This window comes from Pirellulales bacterium (genome assembly GCA_035546535.1).
GTDB lineage: Bacteria > Planctomycetota > Planctomycetia > Pirellulales > JACPPG01 > JACPPG01.
Window position 1 is genome coordinate 28,017 of sequence record DASZWQ010000194.1, and the last position, 25,798, is coordinate 53,814.

At 62.8% G+C, this 25,798-nt stretch carries 23 protein-coding genes; 10 read left to right on the top strand and 13 right to left on the bottom strand.

Translation table 11 applies throughout. The features are described 5' to 3' along the window. Window positions 1–76: 76 nt before the first annotated feature. The 6 genes from VHD36_22620 to VHD36_22645 all read left to right on the top strand — a co-directional run bounded on the left by VHD36_22620 (window position 77) and on the right by VHD36_22645 (window position 9,015). Window positions 77–1,507 carry a cytochrome c gene (locus tag VHD36_22620; GenBank protein HVU90143.1) on the top strand — a complete coding sequence of 477 codons (1,431 nt, stop codon included), beginning with the start codon at window positions 77–79 and terminating at the stop codon, window positions 1,505–1,507. A gap of 81 nt (window positions 1,508–1,588) precedes the next feature. Then, entirely contained in the window at window positions 1,589–2,500 is a 912-nt protein-coding gene (locus VHD36_22625) for a prolyl oligopeptidase family serine peptidase (protein ID HVU90144.1), read from the top strand. A 13-nt stretch (window positions 2,501–2,513) separates the two neighbouring features. Next, window positions 2,514–4,706 carry a hypothetical protein gene (locus tag VHD36_22630; GenBank protein ID HVU90145.1) on the top strand — a complete coding sequence of 731 codons (2,193 nt, stop codon included), beginning with the start codon at window positions 2,514–2,516 and terminating at the stop codon, window positions 4,704–4,706. A gap of 140 nt (window positions 4,707–4,846) precedes the next feature. Next, a complete protein-coding gene (locus tag VHD36_22635; GenBank protein ID HVU90146.1) occupies window positions 4,847–6,964 on the top strand; it encodes a terpene cyclase/mutase family protein in 2,118 nt (705 codons plus the stop codon). 53 nt (window positions 6,965–7,017) lie between these two features. Further along, a complete protein-coding gene (gene hpnH / locus VHD36_22640) occupies window positions 7,018–8,037 on the top strand; it encodes an adenosyl-hopene transferase HpnH (protein HVU90147.1) in 1,020 nt (339 codons plus the stop codon). Between the two features lie 105 nt (window positions 8,038–8,142). After that, the gene (locus VHD36_22645; GenBank protein HVU90148.1) at window positions 8,143–9,015 is read left to right on the top strand and encodes a hypothetical protein; all 873 of its coding nucleotides are present in this window, start codon (window positions 8,143–8,145) and stop codon (window positions 9,013–9,015) included. A 26-nt stretch (window positions 9,016–9,041) separates the two neighbouring features. Here the strand turns inward: VHD36_22645 and VHD36_22650 are convergent, their stop codons facing one another. The 3 genes from VHD36_22650 to VHD36_22660 all read right to left on the bottom strand — a co-directional run bounded on the left by VHD36_22650 (window position 9,042) and on the right by VHD36_22660 (window position 10,877). Further along, a complete protein-coding gene (locus tag VHD36_22650) occupies window positions 9,042–9,392 on the bottom strand; it encodes a DUF6768 family protein (GenBank protein ID HVU90149.1) in 351 nt (116 codons plus the stop codon). Then, entirely contained in the window at window positions 9,389–10,045 is a 657-nt protein-coding gene (locus VHD36_22655; protein ID HVU90150.1) for an RNA polymerase sigma factor, read from the bottom strand. The genes VHD36_22650 and VHD36_22655 overlap by 4 nt, the downstream gene beginning before the upstream one ends. Before the next feature lie 100 nt (window positions 10,046–10,145). After that, window positions 10,146–10,877, bottom strand: coding sequence for a hypothetical protein (locus VHD36_22660; protein HVU90151.1), 732 nt, complete (start codon window positions 10,875–10,877; stop codon window positions 10,146–10,148). Window positions 10,878–11,152: 275 nt separating this feature from the next. Between VHD36_22660 and VHD36_22665 the strand changes: the two genes are divergently transcribed. Next, window positions 11,153–12,961, top strand: a complete 1,809-nt coding sequence (locus VHD36_22665; GenBank protein HVU90152.1) for a HEAT repeat domain-containing protein — start codon at window positions 11,153–11,155, stop codon at window positions 12,959–12,961. A gap of 234 nt (window positions 12,962–13,195) precedes the next feature. On the opposite strand, the gene VHD36_22670 is transcribed toward VHD36_22665, so the two are convergent. Next, a complete protein-coding gene (locus VHD36_22670; protein ID HVU90153.1) occupies window positions 13,196–13,825 on the bottom strand; it encodes a DUF1080 domain-containing protein in 630 nt (209 codons plus the stop codon). A gap of 190 nt (window positions 13,826–14,015) precedes the next feature. Here VHD36_22670 and VHD36_22675 point away from each other — a divergent pair, with 190 nt between their 5' ends. Next, a complete protein-coding gene (locus tag VHD36_22675; protein ID HVU90154.1) occupies window positions 14,016–14,510 on the top strand; it encodes a DinB family protein in 495 nt (164 codons plus the stop codon). Window positions 14,511–14,597: 87 nt separating this feature from the next. Beyond that, on the top strand, window positions 14,598–16,016 hold the full coding sequence (locus VHD36_22680) for a magnesium chelatase (protein HVU90155.1): 1,419 nt from the start codon (window positions 14,598–14,600) through the stop codon (window positions 16,014–16,016). A 47-nt stretch (window positions 16,017–16,063) separates the two neighbouring features. Here VHD36_22680 and VHD36_22685 read toward each other — a convergent pair whose 3' ends face one another. The 6 genes from VHD36_22685 to VHD36_22710 all read right to left on the bottom strand — a co-directional run bounded on the left by VHD36_22685 (window position 16,064) and on the right by VHD36_22710 (window position 21,357). Next, on the bottom strand, window positions 16,064–16,669 hold the full coding sequence (locus VHD36_22685) for a GNAT family N-acetyltransferase (protein ID HVU90156.1): 606 nt from the start codon (window positions 16,667–16,669) through the stop codon (window positions 16,064–16,066). 35 nt (window positions 16,670–16,704) lie between these two features. Further along, on the bottom strand, window positions 16,705–17,043 hold the full coding sequence (locus VHD36_22690; protein HVU90157.1) for a TfoX/Sxy family protein: 339 nt from the start codon (window positions 17,041–17,043) through the stop codon (window positions 16,705–16,707). A gap of 13 nt (window positions 17,044–17,056) precedes the next feature. Beyond that, window positions 17,057–17,317, bottom strand: coding sequence for a MoaD/ThiS family protein (locus tag VHD36_22695; protein HVU90158.1), 261 nt, complete (start codon window positions 17,315–17,317; stop codon window positions 17,057–17,059). Between the two features lie 125 nt (window positions 17,318–17,442). Next, complete coding sequence (locus tag VHD36_22700; protein HVU90159.1) at window positions 17,443–19,746, bottom strand: xanthine dehydrogenase family protein molybdopterin-binding subunit; 2,304 nt, start codon at window positions 19,744–19,746, stop codon at window positions 17,443–17,445. Beyond that, complete coding sequence (locus VHD36_22705; protein HVU90160.1) at window positions 19,746–20,231, bottom strand: (2Fe-2S)-binding protein; 486 nt, start codon at window positions 20,229–20,231, stop codon at window positions 19,746–19,748. The genes VHD36_22700 and VHD36_22705 overlap by 1 nt, the downstream gene beginning before the upstream one ends. A 217-nt stretch (window positions 20,232–20,448) precedes the next feature. Next, window positions 20,449–21,357 (bottom strand): xanthine dehydrogenase family protein subunit M, encoded by a 909-nt coding sequence (locus tag VHD36_22710; protein HVU90161.1) that lies wholly within the window; start codon window positions 21,355–21,357, stop codon window positions 20,449–20,451. Window positions 21,358–21,571: 214 nt separating this feature from the next. On the opposite strand from VHD36_22710, the gene VHD36_22715 reads away from it, so the two are divergent. Further along, the gene (locus VHD36_22715) at window positions 21,572–23,044 is read left to right on the top strand and encodes an aldehyde dehydrogenase family protein (protein ID HVU90162.1); all 1,473 of its coding nucleotides are present in this window, start codon (window positions 21,572–21,574) and stop codon (window positions 23,042–23,044) included. Window positions 23,045–23,361: 317 nt separating this feature from the next. On the opposite strand, the gene ruvB is transcribed toward VHD36_22715, so the two are convergent. The 3 genes from ruvB to ruvC all read right to left on the bottom strand — a co-directional run bounded on the left by ruvB (window position 23,362) and on the right by ruvC (window position 25,791). Beyond that, the gene (gene ruvB / locus VHD36_22720) at window positions 23,362–24,417 is read right to left on the bottom strand and encodes a Holliday junction branch migration DNA helicase RuvB (protein HVU90163.1); all 1,056 of its coding nucleotides are present in this window, start codon (window positions 24,415–24,417) and stop codon (window positions 23,362–23,364) included. 180 nt (window positions 24,418–24,597) lie between these two features. After that, complete coding sequence (gene ruvA / locus VHD36_22725) at window positions 24,598–25,224, bottom strand: Holliday junction branch migration protein RuvA (protein HVU90164.1); 627 nt, start codon at window positions 25,222–25,224, stop codon at window positions 24,598–24,600. A gap of 42 nt (window positions 25,225–25,266) precedes the next feature. After that, window positions 25,267–25,791, bottom strand: coding sequence for a crossover junction endodeoxyribonuclease RuvC (gene ruvC / locus VHD36_22730; GenBank protein HVU90165.1), 525 nt, complete (start codon window positions 25,789–25,791; stop codon window positions 25,267–25,269). Window positions 25,792–25,798 lie beyond the last annotated feature (7 nt).

Sequence of the window (25,798 nt, forward strand, 5' to 3'; positions counted from 1 at the left end):
CTTTTCTTGAAGCCGACGACGTTTGGCGCTTGTCGCGGCCTGCTACTCTCGACCAAGGATGGGGGCGATTGAAGTTATGTCACTCCGGGCGCGAAATCTGTCTGCGGTCGGCACATTCCTCATTCTCGCGACTTTTTTTCCGCATGTCGCTAGCTGCTCGGCCGATGAGCCCGCGGGGTGCGATGCGAAGGGACCAATCGCTCGGGCGGTTGCATCGACGGACGCGGACGCCGCCGCGCGCGGTTACCAACTGCTGCGCGGCAAGCCGTACCTGCCTGCGGAATTTCCAGCCTCGGCGTTCGACAATATCTGGCGGGCCTGGCCCTCGGCTCTGCAGGGTGCGGCCAAGGAGGCGACCCCCGAAGAACGGCGCAAGATGGCCCTCTCGCGTTACGGATTGATCGAGGCACCCGAGGATCCGGCCGGCATTCCGATGGCCTATATCAGCGACGGTCGCGGCGGATGGTCGTTGACGTGCCTGTCGTGCCACGGCGGCAAGGTCGCGGGCCGCTCGATGCCGGGCCTCGGCAACTCGCACTTCGCCTTCACGACACTCACGCACGAAGTGATGCGCGCGTGGATGCTGGCCGGCGGCAAGCCCGCGCCGTGGCAGTTGAGTCGTTTGACGGCCTACTTGGGCGCAAGCAACGGCACCATCGACGCGCAAGTGTTCAGCATTCAGCTCACGGCGCTTCGCGACGATGACATGAACGTTCACTTCGACGCGCAGATGCCACCCTTTGCGCATCACGACCTCGACGCGCCCCCTTTGTGGAACGTGAAGAAGAAAAAGCGATTGTATATCGACGGCTTTGCCGAGAAGTCGCCGCGCACGATCATGCAGTTCGCGCTCTACCCGGAAAATGACTCGGCCACGATCAAGGGATGGGAAGAGGATTTTCGCGACATCCTGGCCTGGATCGAATCGCTTGAGGCGCCGAAATATCCGTTCGAGATCGACAAGGAGCTTGCCGCCCGGGGCGAACCGATTTTTCGCCGCGCCTGCGCGGAATGTCATGGCACTTACGGGCCGGCCGGAGAATATCCTGAAAAGCGCGTGCCCATCGATGTCGTGAACACCGACCCGGTGCGTTTGACCGGCATGCCAGCGGAACATCGCCGTCGTTTTGGGGTCGGCTGGCTGGGCGAGGACGGAAAACGCACTGCCGTCGAAAAGCCTGAGGGCTACGTGGCTCCGCCGCTGGATGGCGTCTGGGCCTCGGCTCCGTACCTGCACAATGGCTCGGTGCCGACCTTATGGCATTTGTTTCATTCTGATTCGCGCCCTGTCGTCTGGCTGCGCACCGAAGACGGCTACGACCAGACGCGCGTCGGTCTGGAAGTAACAACTCTCGACGATCTGCCTGCGGCGGCCAAGGACGCGGCCGAGAAGCGTCGTTATTTCGACACGCGCCTGTCCAGCAAAAGCGCGGCGGGCCACACCTTTCCCGACGACCTGGCCGAGGACGAAAAGCAGGCCGTCATGGAGTACCTGAAGACACTTTGAGCGCGCCGGCGCTATCGCCCACCCGTTTCCTATATGCCACTTTACTTTCGTGACGCAATGTCACCTTTTGGGAGGTCACCTTTGATTCGCAGTCAGCTTGTCGCCGCATTGGCGATCCTGTTTTCGCTCGCCGGACGTTCGTGGGCCGAAGATTCCAAGACGGTTCCCTGCACGGCCATCGAGGACGTCGTATACGGCCACAAGGATGGCTTGGCGTTGACGATGGACGTTCTAACGCCGCAGGAAAATGCCAAGGGAATCGGCATCATCCTCATTTCCAGCGGCGGATGGAGATCGCGCAAATCGAACGTGCCGGCCGAAGAAGAACCGCGCAAGCGCGAGCATTGGGTGCAGGGACTGCTCAAGGGAGGGCATACGCTGTTTGTCACCCGGCATGGCAGCGGGCCGCGCTACTTCGTGCCCGAGATGGTCGAGGACATCCGCCGCGCGGTGCGCTTCGTGCGATTGCACGCGGCCGATTATCACGTCGATCCCGCGCGCCTGGGCATTACCAGCGGCTCGTCGGGTGGTCACCTGGCGTTGATGGTCGGGCTGACCGGCGATGACGGTAAGAAGGATTCCAAAGACGTCGTCGAACAGCAGAGCAGTCGTGTCCAGGCGATCGTCGCCTGGTTCCCGCCCACCGACATGATCAACTGGGGGAGCGAAGCCGGGTGGAAGGAGATCGAAGAAAAGCGGCCCGGCTTTCTCAAGAGCTTGTTCGGCGAGTTGAAAGAGCCTGAAGAACAGCTTCGTTCGATCTCGCCCATTTACCACGTCACGACCGATGACCCGCCCATCCTGTTAATCCACGGCGACAAGGATAAGACCGTACCCTTGCAGCAGTCCGAGATCTTCAAGGCGAAGTGCGAAGCCGTCGGCCTGCCGGTCGAGTTGATCGTGCAGCCGGGCGGCGGCCATTCGTGGTGGCCCGGGATCCTGAATCAATATGACGCGGTAACTGCCTGGTTCGACCGGTACTTGAAGAAATAGTGCCGGCGTCGATATGACAAGGCCGAAGAGCGACAGCCGCCGGCGGCGCGACGGTCGGGCACCGGAAAACGTGTCTCCGCGCGCCCGGTGGCTCGCAACGATCGCGATCGCGCTCGTGGTCGGTTATCTGTTGCTGTTCTTTCTCGCGCGATTGCCCGACCTGGGCGGCGCTTCGCGCGCCGAGGCTATTCTGCACATCTTGCTGCTTCCCGACGAGGCCGCCACCGAGTGGTTTGGAGAGCCGGCCGAATTCGCCCTGGGCGATCGGCTGGGCGTGCTGTTGCCCGCCGCGGTATTCCTATCCGTATGCGCACTTGTGGGCTTTGCAGTCCTGAACAAGATTGGCGCTTTCGCCGGTCTTACGAAGCTGGAGCAGGCATATTTCTCCTCCTGCGCCGGCTGTGGCATCGTGTCACTCTACACGCTGCTGGTAGGATTGGCCGGCGGTCTGCCCTATCGAGCGCTGTTTCTCGCGCCCATCCTTGGCGCCGCGGCCTGGGGGCTGATGCGCTTGTGGCAGATGCGCCCTTTCCGCGCGGCTCGCCAGCAAGACGCGAACCACGTCGATGTCGACCCGGACGCGCGGCGCTGGCTGTGGTGGGCAGCACCCTTTGTGATTGCAATCACGATCGGCGGAGCCCTGACGCCGACCGAGTTCGACGTCCGCGAATACCATCTCCAGGTTCCCAAAGAATTCTATCAGTCGGGCCGGATTTCCTTTCTGCCGCACAACGTCTACGGCAACATGCCGCTGGGAAGCGAAATGCTGCCGCTGGCGGCAATGGTCGTAACCGGCGATTGGTGGTTCGGCGGACTCGTCGGCAAGGCCATGATCGCTCTTGCCGCCCCGCTGACCATGCTGGGCCTGTTTGCGGCTGGTCAGCGTTTCGTCAGCACGACGGCCGGCGTCCTCGCGGCGCTCACGTACATCTCGACCCCCTGGATCGTTCGCGTATCGACGCTGGGGCTCGTCGAAGGTTTTTCGGCCCTCTATCTGTGGGGTACCGTCTACGCGGTCATCATCTGGTGGCGTGAGAACCGCGCTGCCGATTCCTTACGACTGTTGATGGCCGGGTTCCTCGCCGGATCGGCGGCCGCCTGTAAGTATCCGAATGTGCTGTACGTTCTCATCCCGGCCGGCGTCGTAGTGGCCGTTCGTGCCTGGCGGCAGGCGCGCGTGCAGGTCGGCAACATTACGACTACTGACGCCGAACGCCTCTCGCCGCTCGACTGGCTTCGGCCCGTCGCGGCCTTTGCGATCGCCGGTTGCCTGGCCTGCGGACCATGGTTCGTGAAAAACTGGGTGCTTGCGGACAATCCGGTCTATCCCCTGGCGTTCCGCATTTTCGACGGTCGCACGCGGGACGCCGAGCTGGATGCCCAATGGCGGCGCGCTCACCGCCCTCCCGGCTTTGCCCCTGGGCAACTGATGGCGTCGACGGCCAACATCGCTTGGCGCAGTGCCTGGCTTAATCCGCTGATGCTGCCGCTGGCCATTCTGGGCGTCGCCACGAGCTGCTATCGGCGCTTGGGCCTCGGGCTGGCGGCGTATGCGCTCGTGATACTCGCCGTCTGGTGGCTGTTCACGCACCGCATCGATCGATTCTGGATTCCCGCGATGCCAGTGCTGGCTTTCCTTGCCGGCCTGGCGGTCAGCCCCGGAGCGGTCGTGCCCTGGCGATGGCCGGTGAAGGCCGTGATCGCCGGCTGCCTGGCGCTCGATTTAGTCCTGATCGTTGGCGGTGGGTCCGGTGACATTTCCTACTTCGTCAGCACCAAACGATTGCTCGAAGATCCCGAGCGCGTGCAGGTCGGACATCAGTTCTTGAACGACAAGCTGACGAAAGATGACGTCCTTCTCACCGTGGCGGACGCCGAGGTGTTCGATTTGCGGATGCCGGTTCTCTACAACACGGTCTTTGATCGCGACCGCTTCGAGACGCTGATGACCGGGCGCACGACCGACGAGCGGCGCCTGGCCCTCGCCGAACTTGGCGTGACTTATGTCGCGGTCGCGTGGAACGAAATCGAACGCTATCGTTCACCCGGCAATTATGGATTTACCGATTACATACGGCCGTCGCTCTTCGACGAATTGGTGCGGACCGGTGTGCTCGCCCAAGCGCTTCCGCTGGTCGACGAACAGCAGCGCCCCTTGCGCTATCAGATCTTTCCGGTGGCCGCTGCTAGCAGTGCTGGCAAATGATTTCGCTCCTGCCCGCATCGCCAGGACGCTCTCATCACTGATATTGTCCGGAGCTTTCCAGTGACGTAGACTGCCCCTTCAACCGCGTCAGCGGTCCGGCGGATCATGGAAGTATCGCCCGGTAGCGAGAGCAGCATCGAATGGAAGCGAGCCTCAACGTTCGAACAGGTAACACGGCAGGATTTGACGCGCGGCGGGCGGCAAACGACGTCGAGCCGCTGACTTCTTACGAAGGCGTCGCCGAGCAATTGCGCGAAGCCATGTCGCGCACGCAAGGTTGGCTACTCGACCAGCAGCACCCGGACGGCCACTGGGTAGCCGAACTCGAGGGGGACACGATCCTCGAAAGCGAATACCTGTGCGTGTTGGCCTATCTTGGCCGACACCGCACGCCCGTGGCGCGCAAGGCGGCCCAATACATTCTCTCGCGGCAATTGCCCTGTGGCGGTTGGACGCTGTATCCCGGCGGCAGGATGGACATCAGCGGCAGCGTGAAGGCCTATTTCTCGCTGAAGATGACCGGCCACGACCCGGAAGCGGAGTACATGCAGCGGGCCCGCAAGGCGATTCTCGCCAATGGCGGCGCCGATGCGGTGAATAGCTTCACGCGGTTTTACTTGGCGCTCTTGGGCCAGATCTCTTACGACGAGTGCCCGGCCGTGCCACCCGAGGTGATGCTGCTGCCGCGCTGGTTCCCGATCAATCTGTACTCGGTCAGCGCCTGGACGCGGACGATGCTCGTGCCGCTGTCGGTGATGTCGGCCTGTCAACCGGTCGCGAAACTGGATCCCGAACTGGGTATCCGCGAGTTGTTCCTGAACGGCCCGGAAAATCTCCCTCCGGTGCGCTGCCCCGGCCTGAAAGGGGGTACCGGCCTGTTTAGCTGGGACCGCTTCTTCCGCCTGACCGACAAGGCGATGCATTTTTGCCAGCGCTGGAACTTGTTGCCGCGGCGCAAGAAGGCTCTCGAAGCCGCGAAGCAATGGATGCTGGAACGCTTTCACGGTAGCGACGGGCTTGGCGCGATCTTTCCGCCCATGATCTGGAGCATCGTGGCGCTACGCTGCCTGGGCTACACGGATGATTCGCCGGAATTGAAGTATTGCTACGAGCGGCTCGATGGCCTGTTGATCGAAGAAGGAGACATGATCCGGCTGCAACCCTGCAAGTCGCCGGTGTGGGATACGTCGATCACGCTGCGTGCCTTGGCCGCCAGCGGGCTATCGGCACAGCACGAGGCTTTCACCTCGGGCATTCGCTGGCTGCTCGACCGACAAATACGACAAGAAGGTGACTGGGCCAAAACCACGCGCGCCGAACCAGGCGGCTGGTGCTTTGAATACGCCAACTCGCATTATCCCGACCTCGACGATACGGCGATGGTGCTGATGGCGCTCGAGGAACAGTTCGCCTCGCTGCCGACATCGACCAGTGGCGTCGCGAGCACACGTTTCGCATCGCAAAAAGCTTCGAGCCGCGACGATGCCAGTCCGACGTTGGAGGAAACCACCGCGGCGATCGAGCGCGGCAGCCAATGGGTCGTCGCGATGCAGAATCGCGATGGCGGCTGGGGAGCCTTCGACCGCGACAACGACCGCGAGTTCCTGTGCTACGTGCCGTTTGCCGACCACAACGCCATGATCGACCCCAGCACGCCCGACCTGAGCGCGCGGGTCTTGGAATCCCTCGGTCAACTCGGCCATCGCGTAGGGCAGCCTGCCGTGGACCGTGCCGTAGCTTATCTGCGCAGGACGCAGGAATCTGACGGTGCCTGGTTCGGCCGCTGGGGCGTGAATTACATCTATGGCACATGGCAGGTGCTCAACGGAATGGCCGCCGTGGGCGTGCCGGGCGACGACCCCGCCATGCAGGCCGGAGCCCGCTGGCTCTTGATTTATCAGCAAGAAAACGGCGGCTGGGGCGAATCGCCCGACAGTTACGCCGATCCCTCGCTGCGTGGACAGGGAGTCGTCACGGCATCGCAAACGGCTTGGGCCGTTTCAGGCCTTGTGGCAGCGGGCTTGCACGATCACCCAGCCGTGCTGCGCGGCATTCGCTACCTCATCGAGACTCAACGTGACGATGGCACCTGGGATGAACCGGAATACACCGGCACTGGCTTTCCACAGGTTTTCTATTTGCGCTATCACTGGTATCCGATTTATTTCCCGCTCATGGCATTGGCGCAATGGTCCAAGGCCATGGGCACAAGTGGGCGCGTCGACTTGCCGTCGCTCAATGCGACGGCCGCCGCTTAATCAAGCGCCGCGAGTGGCAACGACCTACTTCGTCTTTCGATCAGGAGTGCACCATGCGGTTTCCGCTTTCGCTGACACGCACGATGGCGTCGTACCTGCTGCGCAAGCGCTTGGCCGGCGCAGACAAGTACCCGCTGGTGCTGATGCTGGAGCCGTTGCACGCCTGCAACCTGACGTGTACCGGCTGCGGACGCATTCGCGAGTACGTGAGCACGATCAAGGACAAGCTCACGGTCGACGAGTGCCTGGCCAGCGTCGACGAATGCGGCGCGCCGATCGTCAGCATCTGCGGCGGTGAGCCGATGATCTATCCGGCCATCGAGGAGCTGGTGGCCAAGATCCTGGAGCGCAAGAAGCACGTCTACTTGTGTACCAACGGCATGTTCATCCGCAAGAAGATCGCCGGCTTCAAGCCGACGCCGCGATTCTTCTTCAACGTCCACCTGGACGGCATGGAAGAATCGCACGATTTGGCCGTCGAGCGCAAGGGCGTCTTCGAAGAAGCCGTCGACGGAATCAAGGTGGCCAAGGAGCACGGCTTCCTGGTGTGTACGAACACGACGATCTACAAGGAAACCAACATGAACGAAATCGCCGTTCTGTTGGCTTACCTGACCGAGTTGGGGGTCGACGGCTTCATGATGTCGCCGGCCTACGGCTATGACGCCGTGCAGCGCACGAATCCTGACGGCGCGCAACAGATCTTCATGACCCGCGACGACGTCCACAAGAAATTCCGCGAGGCCAAGCAGTTGCTGAAGCGGTTCAAGCTGAACACGTCGCCGATCTATTTGGAATTCCTCCGCGGCGAGCGCGAATTGCAATGCGCCGCCTGGGCCAATCCCACCCGCAATATCCGCGGTTGGAAAGGCCCCTGCTACCTGATTACCGACACGCACCATAAGACCTACGACGACCTGGTGCAGTTGACCGATTGGAGCAAGCTCGGCCGGGGCAACGACCCGCGCTGCGAGCATTGCATGGTCCACTGCGGCTTCGAGCCGGCCGCCGTGCTGGGCGTGAACAAGCGCCTGGGCGACACGCTGAAAATGGCCCTCTGGCAGTTGACGTAAACAGCCGAGCCGCCGCGCCGGGCGCTTGCCGTGCGCGGTTATGGTACGATTTTCTCGTCGCGCGCACCGTGCGCACTCTTTGCTCCGCTACGAGGGAATCCCGCTGTGAATCTCGCCTGGCTCTTGCGTGGCTGGCTCGCTCAACAAGCTCAGGCCAACCTGCGCGATCGGGTTCGTGGCGCGGTGCAAGAAGAGCTGTCCGCACGCGCTAGCGCCCAAGCGACCGCCCACGCAGATGATCTGCCGTGCGACGTAGGCATCGTCTTCGCCTTGTCGGCCGAGTCGGGCGGCACCGAGGATTTGCTCGCAACCGTCGTGACCACCAAAGGCGATGGCTTCCTGGTGCGCTCGGGCTTGCTCGATGGCCGCCGCATCGCCGTGGTGCTGACCGGCGCGGGACGTGCTGCCGCGGCGCGCGGCACCCAAGCGCTCATTCGCGGGCACCGCCCCGCATGGATCGTGTCGGCCGGCTTCGCTGGTGGTCTGCAGCCACAGCTCCGGCGCTTCGACATCGTCATGGCCAACGAGATTCTCGATATTTCGGGCGCACGGCTTTCGATCGATTTGCAAAGGGAGTCTTCGCGTTCGGTCCACGTCGGGCGCTTGCTGACCGTCGATCGACTGATTTGCAAGCCGGCCGAGAAAGCAGCTCTCGGCGCAGCACACCAGGCACTGGCCGTCGACATGGAATCATGGGCTGTCGGTGAGGTCTGCCGGCAGGACAAGGTGCGCTTTCTCTCGGTGCGCGTGATCAGCGACGCCGTCGATGACGAGCTGCCCGAGGACCTGAACAGCCTCATCACCCAGAAAACGACGGCTGGCCGGCTGGGGGCCGCGGCGGGCACATTGTTTCGCCGACCGGGAAGCGCCAAGGACATGCTGAGGCTGAGAGAGGACGCGCTTGTGGCATCGGACCGCCTGGCCAGATTTCTCGATGGCGTGATCCGGCTGCTGATCCCGCGCGACGCCGGCGAGTAGTTTTTTCTGCTCGGCCGATCTGCACGTCATAGAGATCTGCTCGACAGACTCCGCAGCTCGAGACGCTTGATCTCGCGCATCAGCGAGTTGCGCACCCACACCAGGTACAGCCAAAGCTTCATGAGCGCCATTGCGATTAGGCTGGCGACGAACAGCGTCGCGTAGCCAATCCACGCTTGCACGTCCTGGACGGCGAAAAACCGCGCGACCGCGAAAATGGCCAGACCCATGAAGGCCAATATTCCTACGGCCGGAGCCGCGCGTAAAAAAAACGATTGGCGCCGCGTCATGTCGGCCAACACTCCGCTCAACGTATCCACGTCCTGGCCGTCGTCCAACCGATTCAAGGCCGCTATGATTTTGTCTTCGCTACTCATGAAATCTCCTTCTTCGCAAGAATCGCGCGCAAGTGTTCGCGGGCGTGGAACAAGCGCGATTTGACCGTGCCGGCGGCGATGCCCAGCGCCTCGGCGATTTGACTGATGTTGAAATCCTCGACGTATCGCAATTCCAAAATGGCCTTCTGCTCCCCAGGTAATTGCCGCAGTGCGGCGCGAACGTCGTCGACGGCATCGACGGTCGCCGCGCAGTCGTTTGTCGACACATCCGCAGCGGCTACCTGTCGCTCCACTTCGCGTCGCCGCTGTTGCCGACGTATTCCCAACGCGCAGCGCCGCGTCACAATTCGATAGGCCCAAGCGCCGAATCGGGCCGGATCCTCCAAGCCGTTCAATCCACGGGCGATGTCCATCCAGGCATCCTGTAGAACGTCGCCGGCGTCGTCGTCACGCCCTGCGAGCCGTTGCGCATGCCACAGCAGGCGTTCGTGCCAAAGGCGCACGAGCAGGCCGATCGCGTCAGCGTGCCCTGCCTGAGCGCGGAGGACCAGCAATTCCGTCAGTACCTGATGTGCAGGTTCAGCCATATGCCTGTCATTATGTTGTCTGACGAGGCTGGCCGGTTCACGACGGAAGGGATCTTTTTGCGCGCAGGGATAAAGTAAGGACTGTGAACAAAAGATCTGGGTCACAGAGTCGTCTCAGTGAATCAGATCCGCTGTGCCCCGGCTTTGGAGAGCGCAGAAAGCTGCGACCGGTTGAGAATCGCGACATGCAACGGAGCGAAATCACTCAGCCCGAGGCGGGAAATTTCGATTCGTAGCGCAGGCTGTCTACGAAGTGCTTGGCCTGCTCGAAATCGTTGGGGCTGTATTCGTCGAGGTTACTCTTCAGCAGACCCATCAACCGGTCGCAAGCCTTGTTGATGTCGCGATAGCTCTCGGCGCCGATGAAGCCAGAGATCGTGGCCCGCGACTTGAACAGATTTTCGAGTTCGTCGCAGACATCGATGTACTTGGGATCTTGCAAGATGATGGGCCAGTGGATTCTGCCGGTCGTCGGATCCAATTGCTCGGCGTCCAGTCGCTTGGGCGCCGCATCGTGGGCGATCTTCGTGATCTCGTCCATCGACAGTCGGGTGTGATCGGCAATATAGGCGCGATGCGCCTGCCGCATCTGGTAGTAAGCGTTAGTCCACTGAATGCGGTTGCTGATGTCCTGGCTGCGCGCGAGCGTATAATTTTGCACGGCCATTGAGTTCTGCAGATTCGCGTAGCCCGAAGCGGCGATCATGCTGGCAAAGCCGAATTCGGCCGCCGACTGTGGTGTGCCCGCCATTCCAAATCCGCCATAGCCGAATCCGCCGTAGGGTAGAAACCCTCCGCCGAAACCGCCTCCGCCGTTGCGCACGGTGATGTTGGTGGCGGGGTTAGCAGCCGGCTGGTTTTGCGCTCGAGCCCATGGTGCTCCACAGGCCGCGACGATTAGCAACGTCCCTACAATCGTGTTAATCGGCTGGCGCATTTCTCGTTTCCTCTCAAGACAAATCGAAAAGGGCTTCCTGCAGTCGACCGCGGGCGCGATGCTTGATCTTAGCGACGACCGCCGATATCAGGTTCCGCTGCGGGCCGGGAATCTAGCACGAAATCGACCGAAATACCGGCGGTCCATTCCAATAGACTTCCCAAATACCCAAGTTTATACTCGAAAAATGCGTGCATCAAGCTCGACGACGTCGAGTCCTTATGTTGCGCAGGCCCCCGTTTCAAATCTCGGAACTTCGTGCCCGGAGTGACCCTATGCGCCGCCTGATTTGGCTCGTTGTCTGCCTCTGTTTTGCGGCGACCTGGCCGCAGTTGCTGGCGGCGCAAGAGCCGGACGTGGCGAAGCTGACCGCCGCGCTCGACGGCGCTTCGGCGGAACAAGCGGCAGACGGCCTGGCGCGGTTAGGACCGCGCGCGAAAGCGGCCGTGCCCGCCTTGACCAAGGCGCTCGACAATGCCAATGCCGACGTGCGTTGGCGATCAGCCCGGGCCCTTGGCTCGATCGGCCGCGATGCGTCGTCGGCCGTGCCAGCGCTCGCGAAGCATTTGAGCGACAAGGAAGCTGCCATGCGGACGCAATGCGTGGCGGCCCTAGGCAAGATTGGCGCCTCGGATGAGAAGTCCATTGCCGCGATGAGCAAATGCGTCGTCGACGACGAACCGCACGTGCGGCGTGCCGCGATCCAGGCGCTGCGACGTCTGAAGCCTGATCCCAAGGCGATTATTCCCAGCCTGTTGCAGGTCATGCACGACGCGCAGCCCGACGTCGCCATGTCGGCGATGGCCGCGCTGTCGGACATGGGCGAGATGGCCGTTCCGGCTCTGATCGACTCGCTATCGAACAAGACCTCGCGCCATTGGGCTGCGGTCGTGTTGGCCGAGATCGGACCCAAGGCTGCCGATGCGGCGCCGGCCCTGACGGGACTGGTCAAGGACCCCGAACCGGAAGTCCGCATGCAGGCGATCATCGCCTTGGGCCAGATCGGCGGAGCGGCCGCGAAGACCGCCGTGCCGGCGATCATCGACGCATTGCAGGATTCCGAGCCGGCCGTGCGCTACGGGGCGGCTTTCGCGCTAGGTAAGTTGCGTGCCCAGGAAGCGGCCGATGCCCTCGATAAGCTGACCAAGTCGGACGACGCCACGCTCAAGCTCGTGGCCGTGTGGGCGATGGCGCGGATCCATCCCGACGATCCCGCGGCCGTGCGCAGCGCGATGGAAGCCATCGCCGAGGCGATCCGCAGCGAAGATCCGCAACTGAGCCGCACCGCGGCCCGGGCCTTGGCCGAGATCGACGGTTCGGGCGCTTCACTCACGCCGGCCATCAAGGCGGCGCTCGACGAGATGGACCCCACGGTCATCGAACATGTCATGGAGGCGCTGGCCACGGTCGGTGCCGAAGCGGTGCCAGTTCTGACCGCCGCTCTAACCGATGAAAAGACGCGCAGTGCCGCCGTCCGAGCCCTGGGACAAATCGGTCCCGAGGCAAAGGCCGCGGCGCCCGGCCTCACGGCCCTGCTAAACGAGAAGGATAACGAGTTGGTCAGCGACGCGGCGCTCGCGCTCGCCGCGATCGGCCCCGATTCCGCGAAGGCCGTGCCGGCACTCGCCGGACTGTTGTCGAAGGATGACCCAGGCTGCCGATACGCCGCGGTGCTGGCCCTGGGGCGCATCGGACCGACCGCCAAGAGCACGGTGCCGGCGCTACAGAAGCAAATCAGCAAGGAGCCGATGTTGGCGATCGCCAGCGTGTGGGCGATCAAGCGGATCGATCCAACGAATCGGGCACTCGCGCCCACGGCGCTTCCGGTTCTCACGAAACTCGTGACCGCCAAGGATGAAATCCTGCGCGTGCAGGCCGCCGGCGCGCTGGGCGATCTCGGTCCGGAAGCACGCGACGCTGTGCCGCTCTTGAAAAAGATGCTCGACGATCCGCACGAGGAAGTCCGCCGCACAGCGACCGAAGCCCTGGCAAAGATTCAGGGGACGGCGCCGGACAAGGCTCCGGCCGCTCCGGGCAAAGCGCCGACCGCTCCCAGCAAAAGCGCACCGACCAAGGGGCGGTAGTCGGTCCTTAGTAGTCAGTAGTCAGTAAGCGGGCACGTTCGCCTATCGACATTAGCCGCCGGGCTTGCCCGGCGCTCCTCACCGCTGACCAAGTCGTCGATGGCCGTCGGACGCCGCAGAGCGACCCATCGTGATTTCTTTTTTCGCTCTGCATGTAACAAATTCGCCCCCTTGCGCATTAAAGAGGGCGAATGACGACCTTCGCAGCCCTAAACACCGCGAGCGCGACCAGCGTCATTTCTCTACGATCGTGATGTCCTTGTACCAGGCTTCGCTGGGCGGGCCGCCGTGGATTTGCAGGCCGATAACGCCGGTTTGCGGGATCGAATCATCCGGCTCGGTGTAATCGACCGTGGCCAGGCCGTTGATCCACAGTTGGATCCGCTTGCCGACGGCCAGAATGCGGTAGTCGTTCCAGTCGTCGCGTTTGAGCACTTTGTCGACGGCGTCCAGGTCGGCCTTTACCAGAATCTTGTTGCGGCGCGACTCGTCGTATAGCGAGCCCCACCAGCCGTCGCCCAGGTCGGCCTGATAGCCGGATACCTCGTGATGGTTGGGAACCCGCTTGCTACGAAATTGGATGCCGGCATTGGCTCCCTTGCCCAACACCTTGAACCTGGCATTGAGTTCGAAATCGCGGTATTCGCGCGTGGTACACAGAAATTCGTTGCGCGGGATGCGCTTGTCCAACATGCCGCCGACGATCGCACCGTCCTGGACGCGGAACATCTCCAGGTTCCCTTCCCAGCCCGTTAATGTCCGGCCGTCGAAGAGTTTGACGGTTTCGGCGCCGCGCGCCGAAGAGCTAAGCAAACAGGCCCCCAGCAGGTACAGTAGCGCTCGAGTAATGCGGCGATTCATCATCAAGACTCCGTGATTCGGGGCGGGCGACCGAGTGTTTCTGCGCGCCCAAGCATACTCGGCAAAGTGTCCGGATGCCATTTACCGCTTGAGGTGCAGACAGGATTCCGAAGCCGCAAGGCCGCTCGCCCACGCTTGCCCGTCGCGGTATTATTGCAGCGCCCCTCAGACAATCGGTTCCAGGGAGGATTGCATGAGCACGCTGTCGACCGTCATTGAAACGATCAAGTTCAACCGCGATCGCACCCTCAAGACACTATCCACCGTCGATGCGGAGCCGAACCCTCGCTCCGTTCTGGCCTGGCGCCCGGGGCCGGGCCGGGCACACATCGGGTGGCAACTGATGCATATTGGCATTACCGAGGAGCTGTTCGCCAGCGACCGCCTGGGCAAACCGAAGCCGCCGGCTTACGCCGAATACTTCGCGCGTTTCAAAGGCGGCAGCACTCCCGACGACGATGTACCAACGCCCGATTTCATTCGCCGCGTGCTGGGCGAAACGCGCGAACGACTGCTAGCGACCCTCGGGCAGCTCGATGAGAATGGGCTCGACGTGATCCCCGATGGCCTGCTGAAAGAGCGCGGTTGGTCGCTGCGGACGGCCTTGCAGGTGATCGCCTGGCACGAACCGCATCACCAAGGGCAGGCGCACATCACGTACAATCTGTACAAGGCCGCGACGAAGTAGATCCCCGCGCTCGACAAGCGTGGCCTGCACGCCGCAGCGAACGCGACCAACAAGCATTTTGACTTCCTACACAGAGCAAAGACCTCTATGACGACCTCGACTGTCCGCCCCGCCAACTTGCACGAGCTGCGCGAGAGCGGCTGGGTCTCGAAAACCGTCAAGCGCGAGATCTACGATAACTTCATGGCCCGGCTGGCCGAGGACGAGGAGCTGTTTCCCGGCATCGTCGGTTACGAGAACACGGTCGTTCCCGAAATCAACCTGGCCCTCATCGCGCAGCATGACATGCTGTTCCTGGGCGAAAAGGGACAGGCCAAGAGCCGGCTGATGCGATCCCTGGTACGGTTCCTCGACGACGAGATTCCCTACATCGATATTCCCGAGGCGCCGTTGCACGACGATCCGTTTCACCCGATCAGCGGCGTTTGCAAACGCTTTCTGGCCGAAACGCCCGAAGGACGCGTGCCGATCGGTTGGTGGCCACGCAGCGAGCGCTATGCCGAACGACTGGCGCCCGGCACCAAGTTCGCCGACATCATCGGCGAAATCGATCCCGCGAAACTCGCCGGCGGTACCAGCATGTCGGCCGAAGAGGCTTTGCACTTCGGGCTGATTCCGCGCATGCACCGCGGCATCTTCGCCATGAACGAACTGCCCGAACTGGACGAGCTGGTTCAGGTGGGCCTGTTTAACATCCTGGAAGAGCGCGACGTGCAGATTCGCGGCTTTCCGGTGAAGTTCGATATCGACGTGCTGATTCTCTTCTCGGCCAACCCGGCGACGTACAACCGCAGCGGCAAGGTGATCCCGCAATTGAAGGACCGCATCGGGTCGGTCATCCACACGCACTATCCGCTCGAGCGCGACCTGGGCATCCAGATCATGCAGCAAGAGGCGGGCATCGACCTGGAGGGCGATTTCCCCGTCGTGGTCCCGTACTTCATGCGCGAAATCATCGAGGAGATCAGCATCGTCGCCCGGCGCTCGAAATACGTCGATCATCAATCAGGCGTGAGCGCGCGGTTCAGCATCGCGAACTATCGCACCCTGGTCGCGAGCGCCCGGCAGCGCGGGGCCCGGCTGGGCGAGCGACCCGCGGTCCCCCGGATCAGCGACCTGGGGCACATCTACTCGTCGTCACTGGGCAAACTGGAACTCGACATGATGGGGAGCCATCAAATGTCCGAGCGGCAAGTGCTCGACGCCATCGTGGCCGAGGCGATCCGCAACGTCTTCGAACAATACGTCGACCGGCACGGACTGGAGGAGATCGCCAAGATCTTCGGCGACGGCGTGAAGATCGAAGTTGGCGACATGCTCCCATCGGCCGCTTACGCCCAGCGGTTGCAGCGCGTGCCGCCCGCCTGGGACAAGGCTTTCGAGGTCAACGCGTCGAGTGATCCGGCGGTGCGGGCCTCGTGCGTCGAATTCGTGCTTGCCGGGCTCTACGCGACCGACCGTATCTCGCGCGCTCAGCAGCGCGGGCGGATCACGTACGAGTTGTGAGCTTAGCCTGTGCGGCACACGTAAGGCCGCGCGGCGGACGTCAGTGTCTACGCTCGTGGTTGTGGCGGGCGGAGCATTCCATAAACGGGGATGTCGTGCCCGCGCGGCGCCGTGCGCTCGGCAACCTGAAAGCCGTGCCGCTCGTAAAGCCGGACGTTCTGTTCCTGATGCGTGTCGAGCCAGCAGGCTACTCCTTGGGCGTCGGCCTGGGCCAGCATGGGGCTCATCAAGCTGCTGCCGATGCCGCGGCCTTGCTGGCCGGGCTCGACCCCGATGGCCGCCAGATACCAATGTGGCTCGGCGGCGTACTGGTGGTGCATCCGCCGACCGACTTCGTCGTAATCGAGCAGTCGACGGAAGCCGCGCAATCCGAATCCCAGGGGCAGCCGCAACATGCCGGCCTGCACTTGCTGCCAAAAGTTGGGAATGTCGGTGCCTGGCCGCAGCCAGGCGGTGATGCCTGTGAAATCGGCATTCGCATACGCCTCGCCGCGCGCGAGGCAATCCCACAAGAGGGCACCGTAGAGATGCGCCACCGCAGGTCCACGGCGTTTGTCACGTGGCTGCGCATAAACCATCAGGTTGTAATCGCAAAACGCGCGGCCTAGCACCGCCTTGGCGCGCGGAAAATCTCTTCGCTCAAGCCGCCGCATGCCTTCATTCGCGATTCCCTGATTCATCACGAAACCTATTTAGATTTCTTCGCGGGCAACGACCGTACGAATCCCAGCCCGCGATTGATCCAGTCGCGCAAATCCTGCTCGGCGTCGAGTCCATCACCCGCGACGACGACCCAGCCGGTCATCGGCCGGCCGGTGACGTCGAACTCAGCGACAAAGGGAGACTCTAGCGCTTCGTGATAAGCGTCAGGCCCGACCCGCACAACAAGGCCGTCGCGCCAGAGCGCGACGCAGATGTTACCACGCAGGAGAAAGCCAAGGCCGCCGAACATTCTCCGCTCGGTAATGCCCCGTTCGCGCACAAGCGCGGTCCGGACGCGTTCGGCCAGCGAATGGCTGTACGGCATGCGAGGATTTCCCTCACCCGCCGCCGATGGCAGGCAGGAAATGAATTTCGCTCGTCGCTCGGATGGGCGTCAAGAGCCGTGAGGTCATCGAGCCATCGATCGAAACGGCCAGGCCGGGCGCGATCGCGTCGCTAACCACCACGCGGTCGAACAAGCCGGGGCACTCGCCGTCGAGCTGCCGCAACACTTCGCGCAGCGTCCCACCACTGGCGGTCATCTGCGAGACACCGCCCGTCAGATCACGCATCTGCGGCGGAAAGAATACGGTGGCCATGGAAGTAGTAGTCGGTAGTCAGTAGCTAGTAGTCAGCGGACTCCCGCCGGGCAAGCATGGCGGCTAAATGTTAATCGAGAACGCACTTTCATTTCGTTTACCGACTACTGATTACTGGCTACCGACTACTTCTTCTCCTGCATCGCTTTCCATACCTTCGGGGGCGACATGGGTAGCTCTTGCAAGCGACGTCCGATCGCACGGGCAATGGCGTTCGCGATCGCGGCCGGCGGGGCGACGATGGGCGTTTCGCCCACGCCGCGCACGCCGTACGGGTGCGCGGGATTCGGCACTTCGACGATGATCGTGTCGATCATCGGCAGGTCGAACGCCGTCGGCATGCGGTAATCCAGGTAGCTCGCGTTGCGCATACGCCCGGAGTCGTCGTAGAAGTATTCTTCGTTCAGCGCCCAGCCGATCCCTTGCACGCTGCCGCCTTGCATCTGCCCTTCGACATAACTGGGATGGATCGCCTTGCCGGCATCCTGGATGGCGGTATATCGCAGGATCGTGACCTTGCCCGTATCGGGGTCGACCTCGACATCCACGATGTGTGTGCCGAAGCCGTTGCTGGGTCCTTCGGGATCGACCGTGGCGCGGCCGACGACGGGCCCGCCGGTTTGATTCAGCTTTCCGGCCAGTTCCTTGAACGAGATTGCTTTGCCGCCGGGGCCGCGGAAGCTGCCGTCTTCCCATTTCACGTCGGCCGGCTTGCACTCCCACAAGAGTGCCGCCCGCGCGGCCATCTGCTCGCGCAGATCAAGGCCGACATTGTAGGCCGCCAGGCCGGTGGCGAACGTCGTGCGGCTGCCGCCGGTGACGTCGGTGTAGCCGACGCTGTCGGTGTCAGCAACTTGCGGATGGACATCCTCGGCCGCGATGCCCAGCGTTTCGGCCAGTTGCATGGCGATGCTGGTGCGCGTGCCACCGATGTCGGTGGAACCTTCGATAAGCGTTACCGTGCCGTCGGAATTGACATTGGCGGCGGCGCTGCTTTTCAACCCGATATTGAACCAGAATCCGCTGGCGATGCCGCGGCCGCGATGCGGGCCGGTGAGCTTGGAGCGCCAATGCTCGCTGTTCTTGGCCGCTTCGAGCGTCTCGATAAACCCAATCCGCGGATAGATCGGCCCATCGACGCGGCGGGTCCCTTCCTTGGCGGCGTTTTTCAGGCGGATCTCGATCGGATCGATGTTCAGCTTTTCGGCCAACTCGTCGATCACCGATTCGCAGGCGAAGGCGGCCTGCGTGGCGCCGGGCGCGCGATAGGCCGCGGTTTTCGGCTTGTTGAGCACGACGTCGTAACCATCGACGCGCGCGTTGGCCAGTTCATAACAACTAAAGACGCACATGCAGCCCGGGCCGATCATGCCGCCCGGATAAGCGCCCGCGTCATAGGCCAGCCACGCTTCGCCGGCGGTCAGGCGGCCGTCTTTCTTGGCGCCGAGCTTCACACGCATGAAAGATCCGGGCGTGGGACCGGTCCCTTCGAAGACGTCGGCTCGCGACATGATCATCTTTACCGGCCGGCCGCATTTGCGGCTGAGAATGGCGGCCACGGGTTCGAGATAGACCGTGATCTTGCCGCCGAAGCCACCGCCGATTTCGCAGGGCACCACGGTGACCTGCGAGACAGGAATTTGCAGCAGCTCGGCGGTTTGCGCCCGGGCGCTAAACGCCCCTTGCGTCGAGGTCCAGATCGTGACATGCCCGTCGTGATTCCACAGCGCCGTCGAAACATGCGGCTCGATGTAGCCCTGGTGGACGCTGGCGGTCTTGAACTCGCGCTCGATCACGAGGTCGGCTTCGGCAAAGCCCTTTCCCACATCTCCCTTTTCGAAGTGCAGGTGCATCGAGACGTTGGTCGGCGTCGTGCCGATCTTGCCCATCTCGTTGGTGAACACGTTATCGTGCAAGAGCGGCGCATCGTCTTTCATGGCGTCGAGCACCCACGTCACCGCCGGCAGCGGCTCGTATTCGATGCGGATCAGTTTGATCGCTTCTTCGGCCACATGCGGGCTCGTGGCAGCAACCGCCGCCACGGCGTGCCCCCGGTACAGCGCCTTGTCATGCGCCAGGCAGTTGGCGCTCAAGTGGGCCAGGTTGACCGCGCCCTCGCCCAGGTCGGCGATCTTGTCCTTCAGGTTGGGAAAGTCGCGCCCTGTGGCGACGGCCACGACGCCGGGCAGCTTTTCGGCGGCGCTCGTGTCGATCGACTTAATACGGGCATGCGCGTGAGGGCTGCGCAGTATGCGGCCATGCACCAGGCCCGCCATCTGCACGTCGGCGCCGTAAATCGCGCGGCCGGTTACCTTGTCGACACCGTCGTGGCGCACCGGCCGGGTGCCAATCACTTTGTACCTGGCGGCAGCACCATTCGTGGCGGCCGGTTCTTTCGACTTGCTTTTCGGAGGCGTATCAGTGGCCATCAGCGTGAACTCTCCTGTAAAGCCGCGGCGGCCTCTTGCACGGCGCGGACGATCTTGTCGTAGCCAGTGCAGCGGCACAGATTGCCCGCCAGCTCGAAACGAATATCTTTCTCCGTAGGCTGCGGATTATGGTCGAGCAGCGCCTTGGCCGCCATCAGAAAGCCGGGCGTGCAGATCCCGCATTGCAGCGCGGCCCCTTCCAGGAAGCATTGCTGCAAGGGGTGCAGGTGCGCCTGGTCGGCCATTCCTTCGATCGTGCCGATCTTGGCGCCCTCGGCCTCGACGGCCAGCACCAGGCAACTGTTGACCGGCACGCCATCGAGCATGACGGTGCAGGCGCCGCAGTTGCCGTTGTTGCAGCCTTCCTTCGAGCCGGTGAGCTCCAGTGTGTCACGCAAAACCTCGAGCAAGCTTTGGCGCGGCTCGCAAAGAAACTCGATCGCTTCGCCATTAATCGTCGTCGAGACGTGTGCTTTCTTCACCACGGGCGGCTATCCCTCGGTAAGTTGTGGTCGGTCGCTTGAGGCTGTGACCCTCTCCCTCCGGGAGAGGGCCGGGGTGAGGGTCTTGTCTACCCACAAAGGCTTCATCGTCGAAGAGCGCGATTATCGCCTGTCAACCGCGCCCCTAACCTAACCTCTCCCGCCTCTCCCGGAGGGAGAGGGATTTAGATCGTCAGGCCTCGTTAGTGTTTCAACGTCGTCAATACTTTTTGCCATTGGGCGAGTGGCCGACGTGTCCGCCACGGGCTCGTTCGGCGGCGCCGGTTAGAGCACGAGTCGCCATGACGCCCACGACGTGCAACCGGTATTCGGCCGGGGCACGCATGTCGCTGATCGGTTTGGCTAGCAATCGCGCGCGATTGCCCCCTTCGGCAAATGTTTCGGCCGTGGCCGGTTTGCCAACCAGCCACTTGGCCACGTCGGTCGCGGGGAGCGGAGTCGGCGCCACCGCCGCCAGGCCCAGGCGCGCCGCCTCGATCGTATCTCCCTTGGCATTGAGTCGCAGCCAGGCGCCCGCTCCCACGACCGCGATATCCATCTCGTTGCGGGGAATGAAGCGCAGGTAGCGCGAGCCTTCGTGCGCTGCCGGAGGAGCGAATTCGAGCGCCACCAATAGTTCGCCACGCTTGAGCACGTTGCGCCCAGGACTGGTGCAGAATTCGGCCACTGGCACCGTGCGGCGGCCATCGGGGCCGGCGATCAAACACTTCGCGTCGAGAGCGATCAGCGCGGGGATGGAATCGGCTGCCGGTGACGAATTGCACAGGTTCCCGCCAATCGAGCCGCGGCTTTGAATTTGCCAGCCGCCGATGATGCGGGCCGAATCTGCCAGTGCCGGGTAAGCCGCAGCCACGGCCGCGTCGCGGTAAACGCGGTAACAGGGAACACTGGCTCCTAGGTGCAGCCCCTTTTGCGGGCTGAACGACAGGTTCATCAGCTCGGGGATCTTCTTGATGTCGACGATCAGGTCGGCATCGCGCAGCCCTTCGCGCAACTGCACCAAAATGTCGGTCCCGCCAGCCAGAACCTTGGCTTTATCGCCGCGTGCGGCCAACAGGCCAACCGCCTCGTCGACGCTGTGAGCGGCCGCGTATTCGATCTCTTTCAAGCGGTTCGAACTCCTACAATTTGCCCCGAAATCTCTCCGACACCCCATGGCAAATTTGACGGCGGCCAACCGCGTCTGTCAAGCGACGGCAGGCAGACGGCCCGCCATGCTATCCCCTTGACTGGTTGCAGCTTGCGGGCAGGGATACAATTCTTGAGTCCACGTGCCGCACATTACCCTTGACCATAAAACTCCCACGCCCAGGAGGTCGATCATGGCCACCACTACGGAAACGATCAAACAGCCCAAGATTCGTCAAACGGAATGCTTCATCGGGGGCAAGTGGCAGCCGGCCAAGAGCGGCAAGACCTTCGAAACCGTGAACCCGGCGACCGAGCAAGTGATCGCCAATGTAGCCGAAGGGGACGCGGCCGATGTTGACCTGGCCGTGGCCGCCGCACGCGAAGCGCTCGAGCGCGGACCGTGGAGCAAGATGGACGCCCGCGATCGCGGCCGCTTGATGTACAAGCTGGCCGACTTGATCGAAGAAGAATTGAATGATCTGGCCGCGCTCGAAACGCTCGATAATGGCAAGCCGATTCGCGATTCGCGTGCCGCGGACCTGCCGCTGACGATCGATTGCCTGCGCTACTACGCCGGCTTCGCCGACAAAATCCACGGCCAGACGATTCCGGTGCGCGGCAACTATTTCACTTACACGCGGCGCGAGCCGGTGGGCGTCGTCGGCCAGATCATTCCCTGGAACTTCCCCATGCTGATGGTGGCTTGGAAGTGGGGGCCGGCCTTGGCCGCGGGTTGCACGATCGTGATGAAGCCGGCCGAGCAGACGCCGCTCACCTGCCTGCGCATGGCCAAGCTGGCGCAGGAAGCCGGCATCCCCGACGGCGTAATCAACGTCGTGCCCGGTTACGGGCCGACCGCGGGTGCTTCGATCGTGAAGCATCGCGGCGTGGATAAGGTGGCCTTCACCGGCGAGCATCGCACGGCGCAAATCATCATGGCCGACGCCTCCCAGACCTTGAAGCGGCTGACGTTCGAACTCGGTGGCAAAAGCCCGAACATCGTCTTTGCCGACGCCGATCTCGACGCCGCGGCGGCCGGAGCGCACTTCGGCTTGTACTTCAACCAAGGGCAATGCTGCTGTGCGGGCAGCCGGCTGTTCGTGCAGGAAAAAGTCTATGACAAGGTGGTCGACAAGATCGCGGCGATGAACAAGACGCGCCACGTCGGCGACCCGCTCGACCCGGCGACCGAGCAAGGCCCGCAAATCGACCAGGCGCAGTTCGACAAGATCATGCACTACATCGACCTGGGCAAGAAGGAGGGCGCGCAGTGCCTGACCGGCGGCAAGCGCCACGGCGACCGCGGCTACTTCATCGAGCCGACCTTGTTCGCCGGCGTCGAGGACGAGATGTCGATCGCCAAGGACGAAATCTTCGGACCGGTCTTGTCGGTGCTGAAGTTCAAGGACGTCGACGAGATCATCGAGCGCGGCAATAACACGTTCTATGGTCTCGCCGCCGCCGTGTGGACACGCGACATCGCCAAGGCACACCACATCGCCGCCAAGCTGCGAGCCGGCACCGTGTGGGTCAACTGCTACGACGTTTTCGACACCGCCGCGCCGTTCGGCGGCTTCAAGATGTCAGGCATGGGCCGGGAACTCGGCGAACGCGGACTGGACGCCTACACCGAGACGAAGACGGTGACGGTCAGCTTGACGTAGTGCTCCGACTTCGGTCAACGATTCGCTAACAGCCCCTCGCCCTCCGGGAGACGACAGGGTGAGGGGCTTTTTGTTGTCTCGCCGGGTCGCGAATTATTGCGGCGTCGTTCGTTTTCCTTTAGCTCGTCTCGAACTAACGCCATCCTGGCGTCGTTAACCGCGCCCCTCACCTAACCTCTCCCGCCTCTCCCGAAGGGAGAGGAAATTAGATCGTCGTCCGAACCCCTCTCACCGCACGGGGTAGGGTCTTGCACTGCACCTTGCGCCATCGCATGGCGGACCAGCCGCGGCACCCGGATGAAAGATCGCCTCTGCGGCTAGAACAGCCGCGGCTGGCTATCTTCGGGCTCGGGGCGGTCGAGCTTGAGGTGATCGTACGCGTCGGGCGTGGCTTTGCGGCCGCGCGGGGTGCGGACCACCAGGCCCGCGCGCAAGAGAAACGGCTCGACTTCGTCTTCCAGCGTGTCGGTCGCGGTGTTCATTGTGTGGGCCACGGCCTCGACGCCGACCGGTCCACCGTGAAAGATGCGGATGATCGTTTCCAGGTACTTGCGGTCCTGCCCGTCGAGCCCGCGATAGTCGATCCCCTGCATGTCGAGGGCCGCTTGCGCGACCTGGTGCGTGATCCGGCCATCAGCTTTGCTCGTGGCATAATCGCGCACCCAGCGCAAACGGTTGTTGGCCAGGCGCGGCGTCCCCCGGCTGCGCACGGCGATCTCGTGGGCACTCTGGTCGTCGATCTCGGCCCGCAGTTTCGCGGCGCTGCGGCGCACGATCTCGGCCAACTCGTCCAGCGAGTAAAAATCGAGGTGCTCGCGCATCTGGAAGCGATCGCGCAACGGCGCCGACAGCATGCCGGTCCGCGTTGTCGCGCCGATCAGCGTGAACGGCTTGAGCGGCATGTTGATCGTGCGGGCGTTGACCCCTTCGCCCAGCGTTATGTCGATGCGAAAATCCTCCATCGCTGGATAGAGGAACTCTTCGACGGCTTTGGGCAGACGGTGAATCTCGTCGACGAACAGGACCGAGCCTTCTTCGGCGTTGGTGAGGTACGGCACGAGGTCCTTGGGGGCCATCAGCGCCGCGCCGCTGGCAATCTGCACCGAAACGCCCAGATCGCGCGGGATGACCATGGCAAACGTGGTCTTTCCCAGACCGGGCGGGCCGTCGAACAGGATATGCCCGAGCGTCTCGCCGCGCTTTTGCGAGGCATCGACGGCGATGGCCAGTCGGGCACAAACCTCGCGCTGCCCCACCATGTCGCGCATCCGCTGCGGGCGCAGGGCGCGATCCTCGGGATCGTCGTCGAAGCGCTCGCGCGCGACCGGCGCGGCGGCCGAGGCGGCACCAGGTTTGAGAATCGGCTCACGCACGCTAAACGACCTCCGTGATGATCACGGAGTATACCAAAACGCAGCGACAGTGCGGGAATGTCGAATGTCTAAAGCCAAATGTCGAAAGAAGCACGAAATCTCAAATGTCGAATGATCCGCCCGACGTCGACATTTGAGTTTTGGGGTTTCCTTAGACATTTGAATTTCGACATTTGTCATTCACTTCCCTTGCCTCTGCTGATAGATCGCCTGCAGCAGCGCTTGCACGTCGGCGTATTTCTTCTTGCCGGCCAGGGCCGTGTCGAGTAAGCGCCGCGCTTCGGCTTCGGAATGGCCCAGCTGGCGCAAAACCTGGAACGTCTCCTGCACCAGGTCGTGTTCCTCGATCGTCTCGAACGCTTCTTCGCGCGCCACGAGTAGAGCAAACTTCGGCACTTTGCGACGCAGCTTGGCAATGATTCGCTCCGAGGTAGCGGGGCCGACGCCGGGCAGGCTGGCCAAGAGCTTCGCGTCTTGCTCTTCGATCGCCGTGGCGACCTCGCGCACCGGGCGGACCATGGCCCGCAGCGCCTTTTTTACGCCCACGCCGTCGACCGAGCAAAACAACTCGAAGAACTCGCGCTCGACTTCGCTCAAAAACCCGATCAGCCGCGGCGTCATCCGCCCCTGCATCGGGTTTCCTTCCAGGTAGTCGATCGTGTGCAGGCTGATTTCCTCGCCGAGTCGGTTTTGCAACTGTCGGCGGGCGAACTCAGGGATGAACACTTCGAAATCGAAAGCGCCAAAGCGTAGCGTGGCCACATCTTCGGCCACGGAAAGCAGCTTGCCGGTAATCTTCGTAATCACGGGTCTTATGTCGCTCCGTCGTGGTACCGTGCAAACCGCGTTTCAAGCCCGCCGGCGCGCGACCGCGGCCCAGTCGGGCTGCATGTAGAAATGACATAGAGCCGCGGCCAAGGCGTCGGCCACATCATGCGGCTCGGGCGCTTCGGTGAGACCAAGCTCGCGGGCTACGGCCCGCTGCATTTGCGGCTTGGCGGCCTGACCGTTGCCCGTGAGGGTCTTTTTGATGCGCGTCGCGCTATAGCTCGTGACAGGGATGCCGGCGCGCGCCGCGGCCAGGCAGATAACTCCTCGCGCATGCCCCATCAAGATCGACGTGCGCGGCCGCTTGTAATGCGAAAAGAGCTCTTCCAAGGCCATACACGACGGCGAGAACGAAGCGATCACGTCGGCGACGCCGTCGAAGATCTCGTTGACACGCGCTGCCAGCGAATCACGCGTGCGTCCACGGATCACACCTGCCTCGCACAGTTGCGGACCACGCGGCGACACTTCCAGTACCGCGTACCCGGTCACCTTCAGCCCGGGATCAATCCCCAGAACGCGCGGCGCTGTGCGGGTGGTAGTCATGAGGAAG

Coding starts and splice junctions, on each gene's coding strand:
- VHD36_22630 (HVU90145.1), top strand. CDS start 2,514: ATGACAAGGCCGAAGAGCGACAGCCGCCGGCGGCGCGACGGTCGGGCA.
- VHD36_22670 (HVU90153.1), bottom strand. CDS start 13,825: ATGATGAATCGCCGCATTACTCGAGCGCTACTGTACCTGCTGGGGGCC.
- VHD36_22700 (HVU90159.1), bottom strand. CDS start 19,746: ATGGCCACTGATACGCCTCCGAAAAGCAAGTCGAAAGAACCGGCCGCC.
- VHD36_22690 (HVU90157.1), bottom strand. CDS start 17,043: ATGCCGTACAGCCATTCGCTGGCCGAACGCGTCCGGACCGCGCTTGTG.
- VHD36_22715 (HVU90162.1), top strand. CDS start 21,572: ATGGCCACCACTACGGAAACGATCAAACAGCCCAAGATTCGTCAAACG.
- VHD36_22695 (HVU90158.1), bottom strand. CDS start 17,317: ATGGCCACCGTATTCTTTCCGCCGCAGATGCGTGATCTGACGGGCGGT.
- ruvC (HVU90165.1), bottom strand. CDS start 25,791: ATGACTACCACCCGCACAGCGCCGCGCGTTCTGGGGATTGATCCCGGG.
- VHD36_22675 (HVU90154.1), top strand. CDS start 14,016: ATGAGCACGCTGTCGACCGTCATTGAAACGATCAAGTTCAACCGCGAT.
- hpnH (HVU90147.1), top strand. CDS start 7,018: ATGCGGTTTCCGCTTTCGCTGACACGCACGATGGCGTCGTACCTGCTG.
- VHD36_22650 (HVU90149.1), bottom strand. CDS start 9,392: ATGAGTAGCGAAGACAAAATCATAGCGGCCTTGAATCGGTTGGACGAC.
- VHD36_22620 (HVU90143.1), top strand. CDS start 77: ATGTCACTCCGGGCGCGAAATCTGTCTGCGGTCGGCACATTCCTCATT.
- VHD36_22685 (HVU90156.1), bottom strand. CDS start 16,669: ATGCGGCGGCTTGAGCGAAGAGATTTTCCGCGCGCCAAGGCGGTGCTA.
- VHD36_22680 (HVU90155.1), top strand. CDS start 14,598: ATGACGACCTCGACTGTCCGCCCCGCCAACTTGCACGAGCTGCGCGAG.
- VHD36_22660 (HVU90151.1), bottom strand. CDS start 10,877: ATGCGCCAGCCGATTAACACGATTGTAGGGACGTTGCTAATCGTCGCG.
- VHD36_22635 (HVU90146.1), top strand. CDS start 4,847: ATGGAAGCGAGCCTCAACGTTCGAACAGGTAACACGGCAGGATTTGAC.
- VHD36_22665 (HVU90152.1), top strand. CDS start 11,153: ATGCGCCGCCTGATTTGGCTCGTTGTCTGCCTCTGTTTTGCGGCGACC.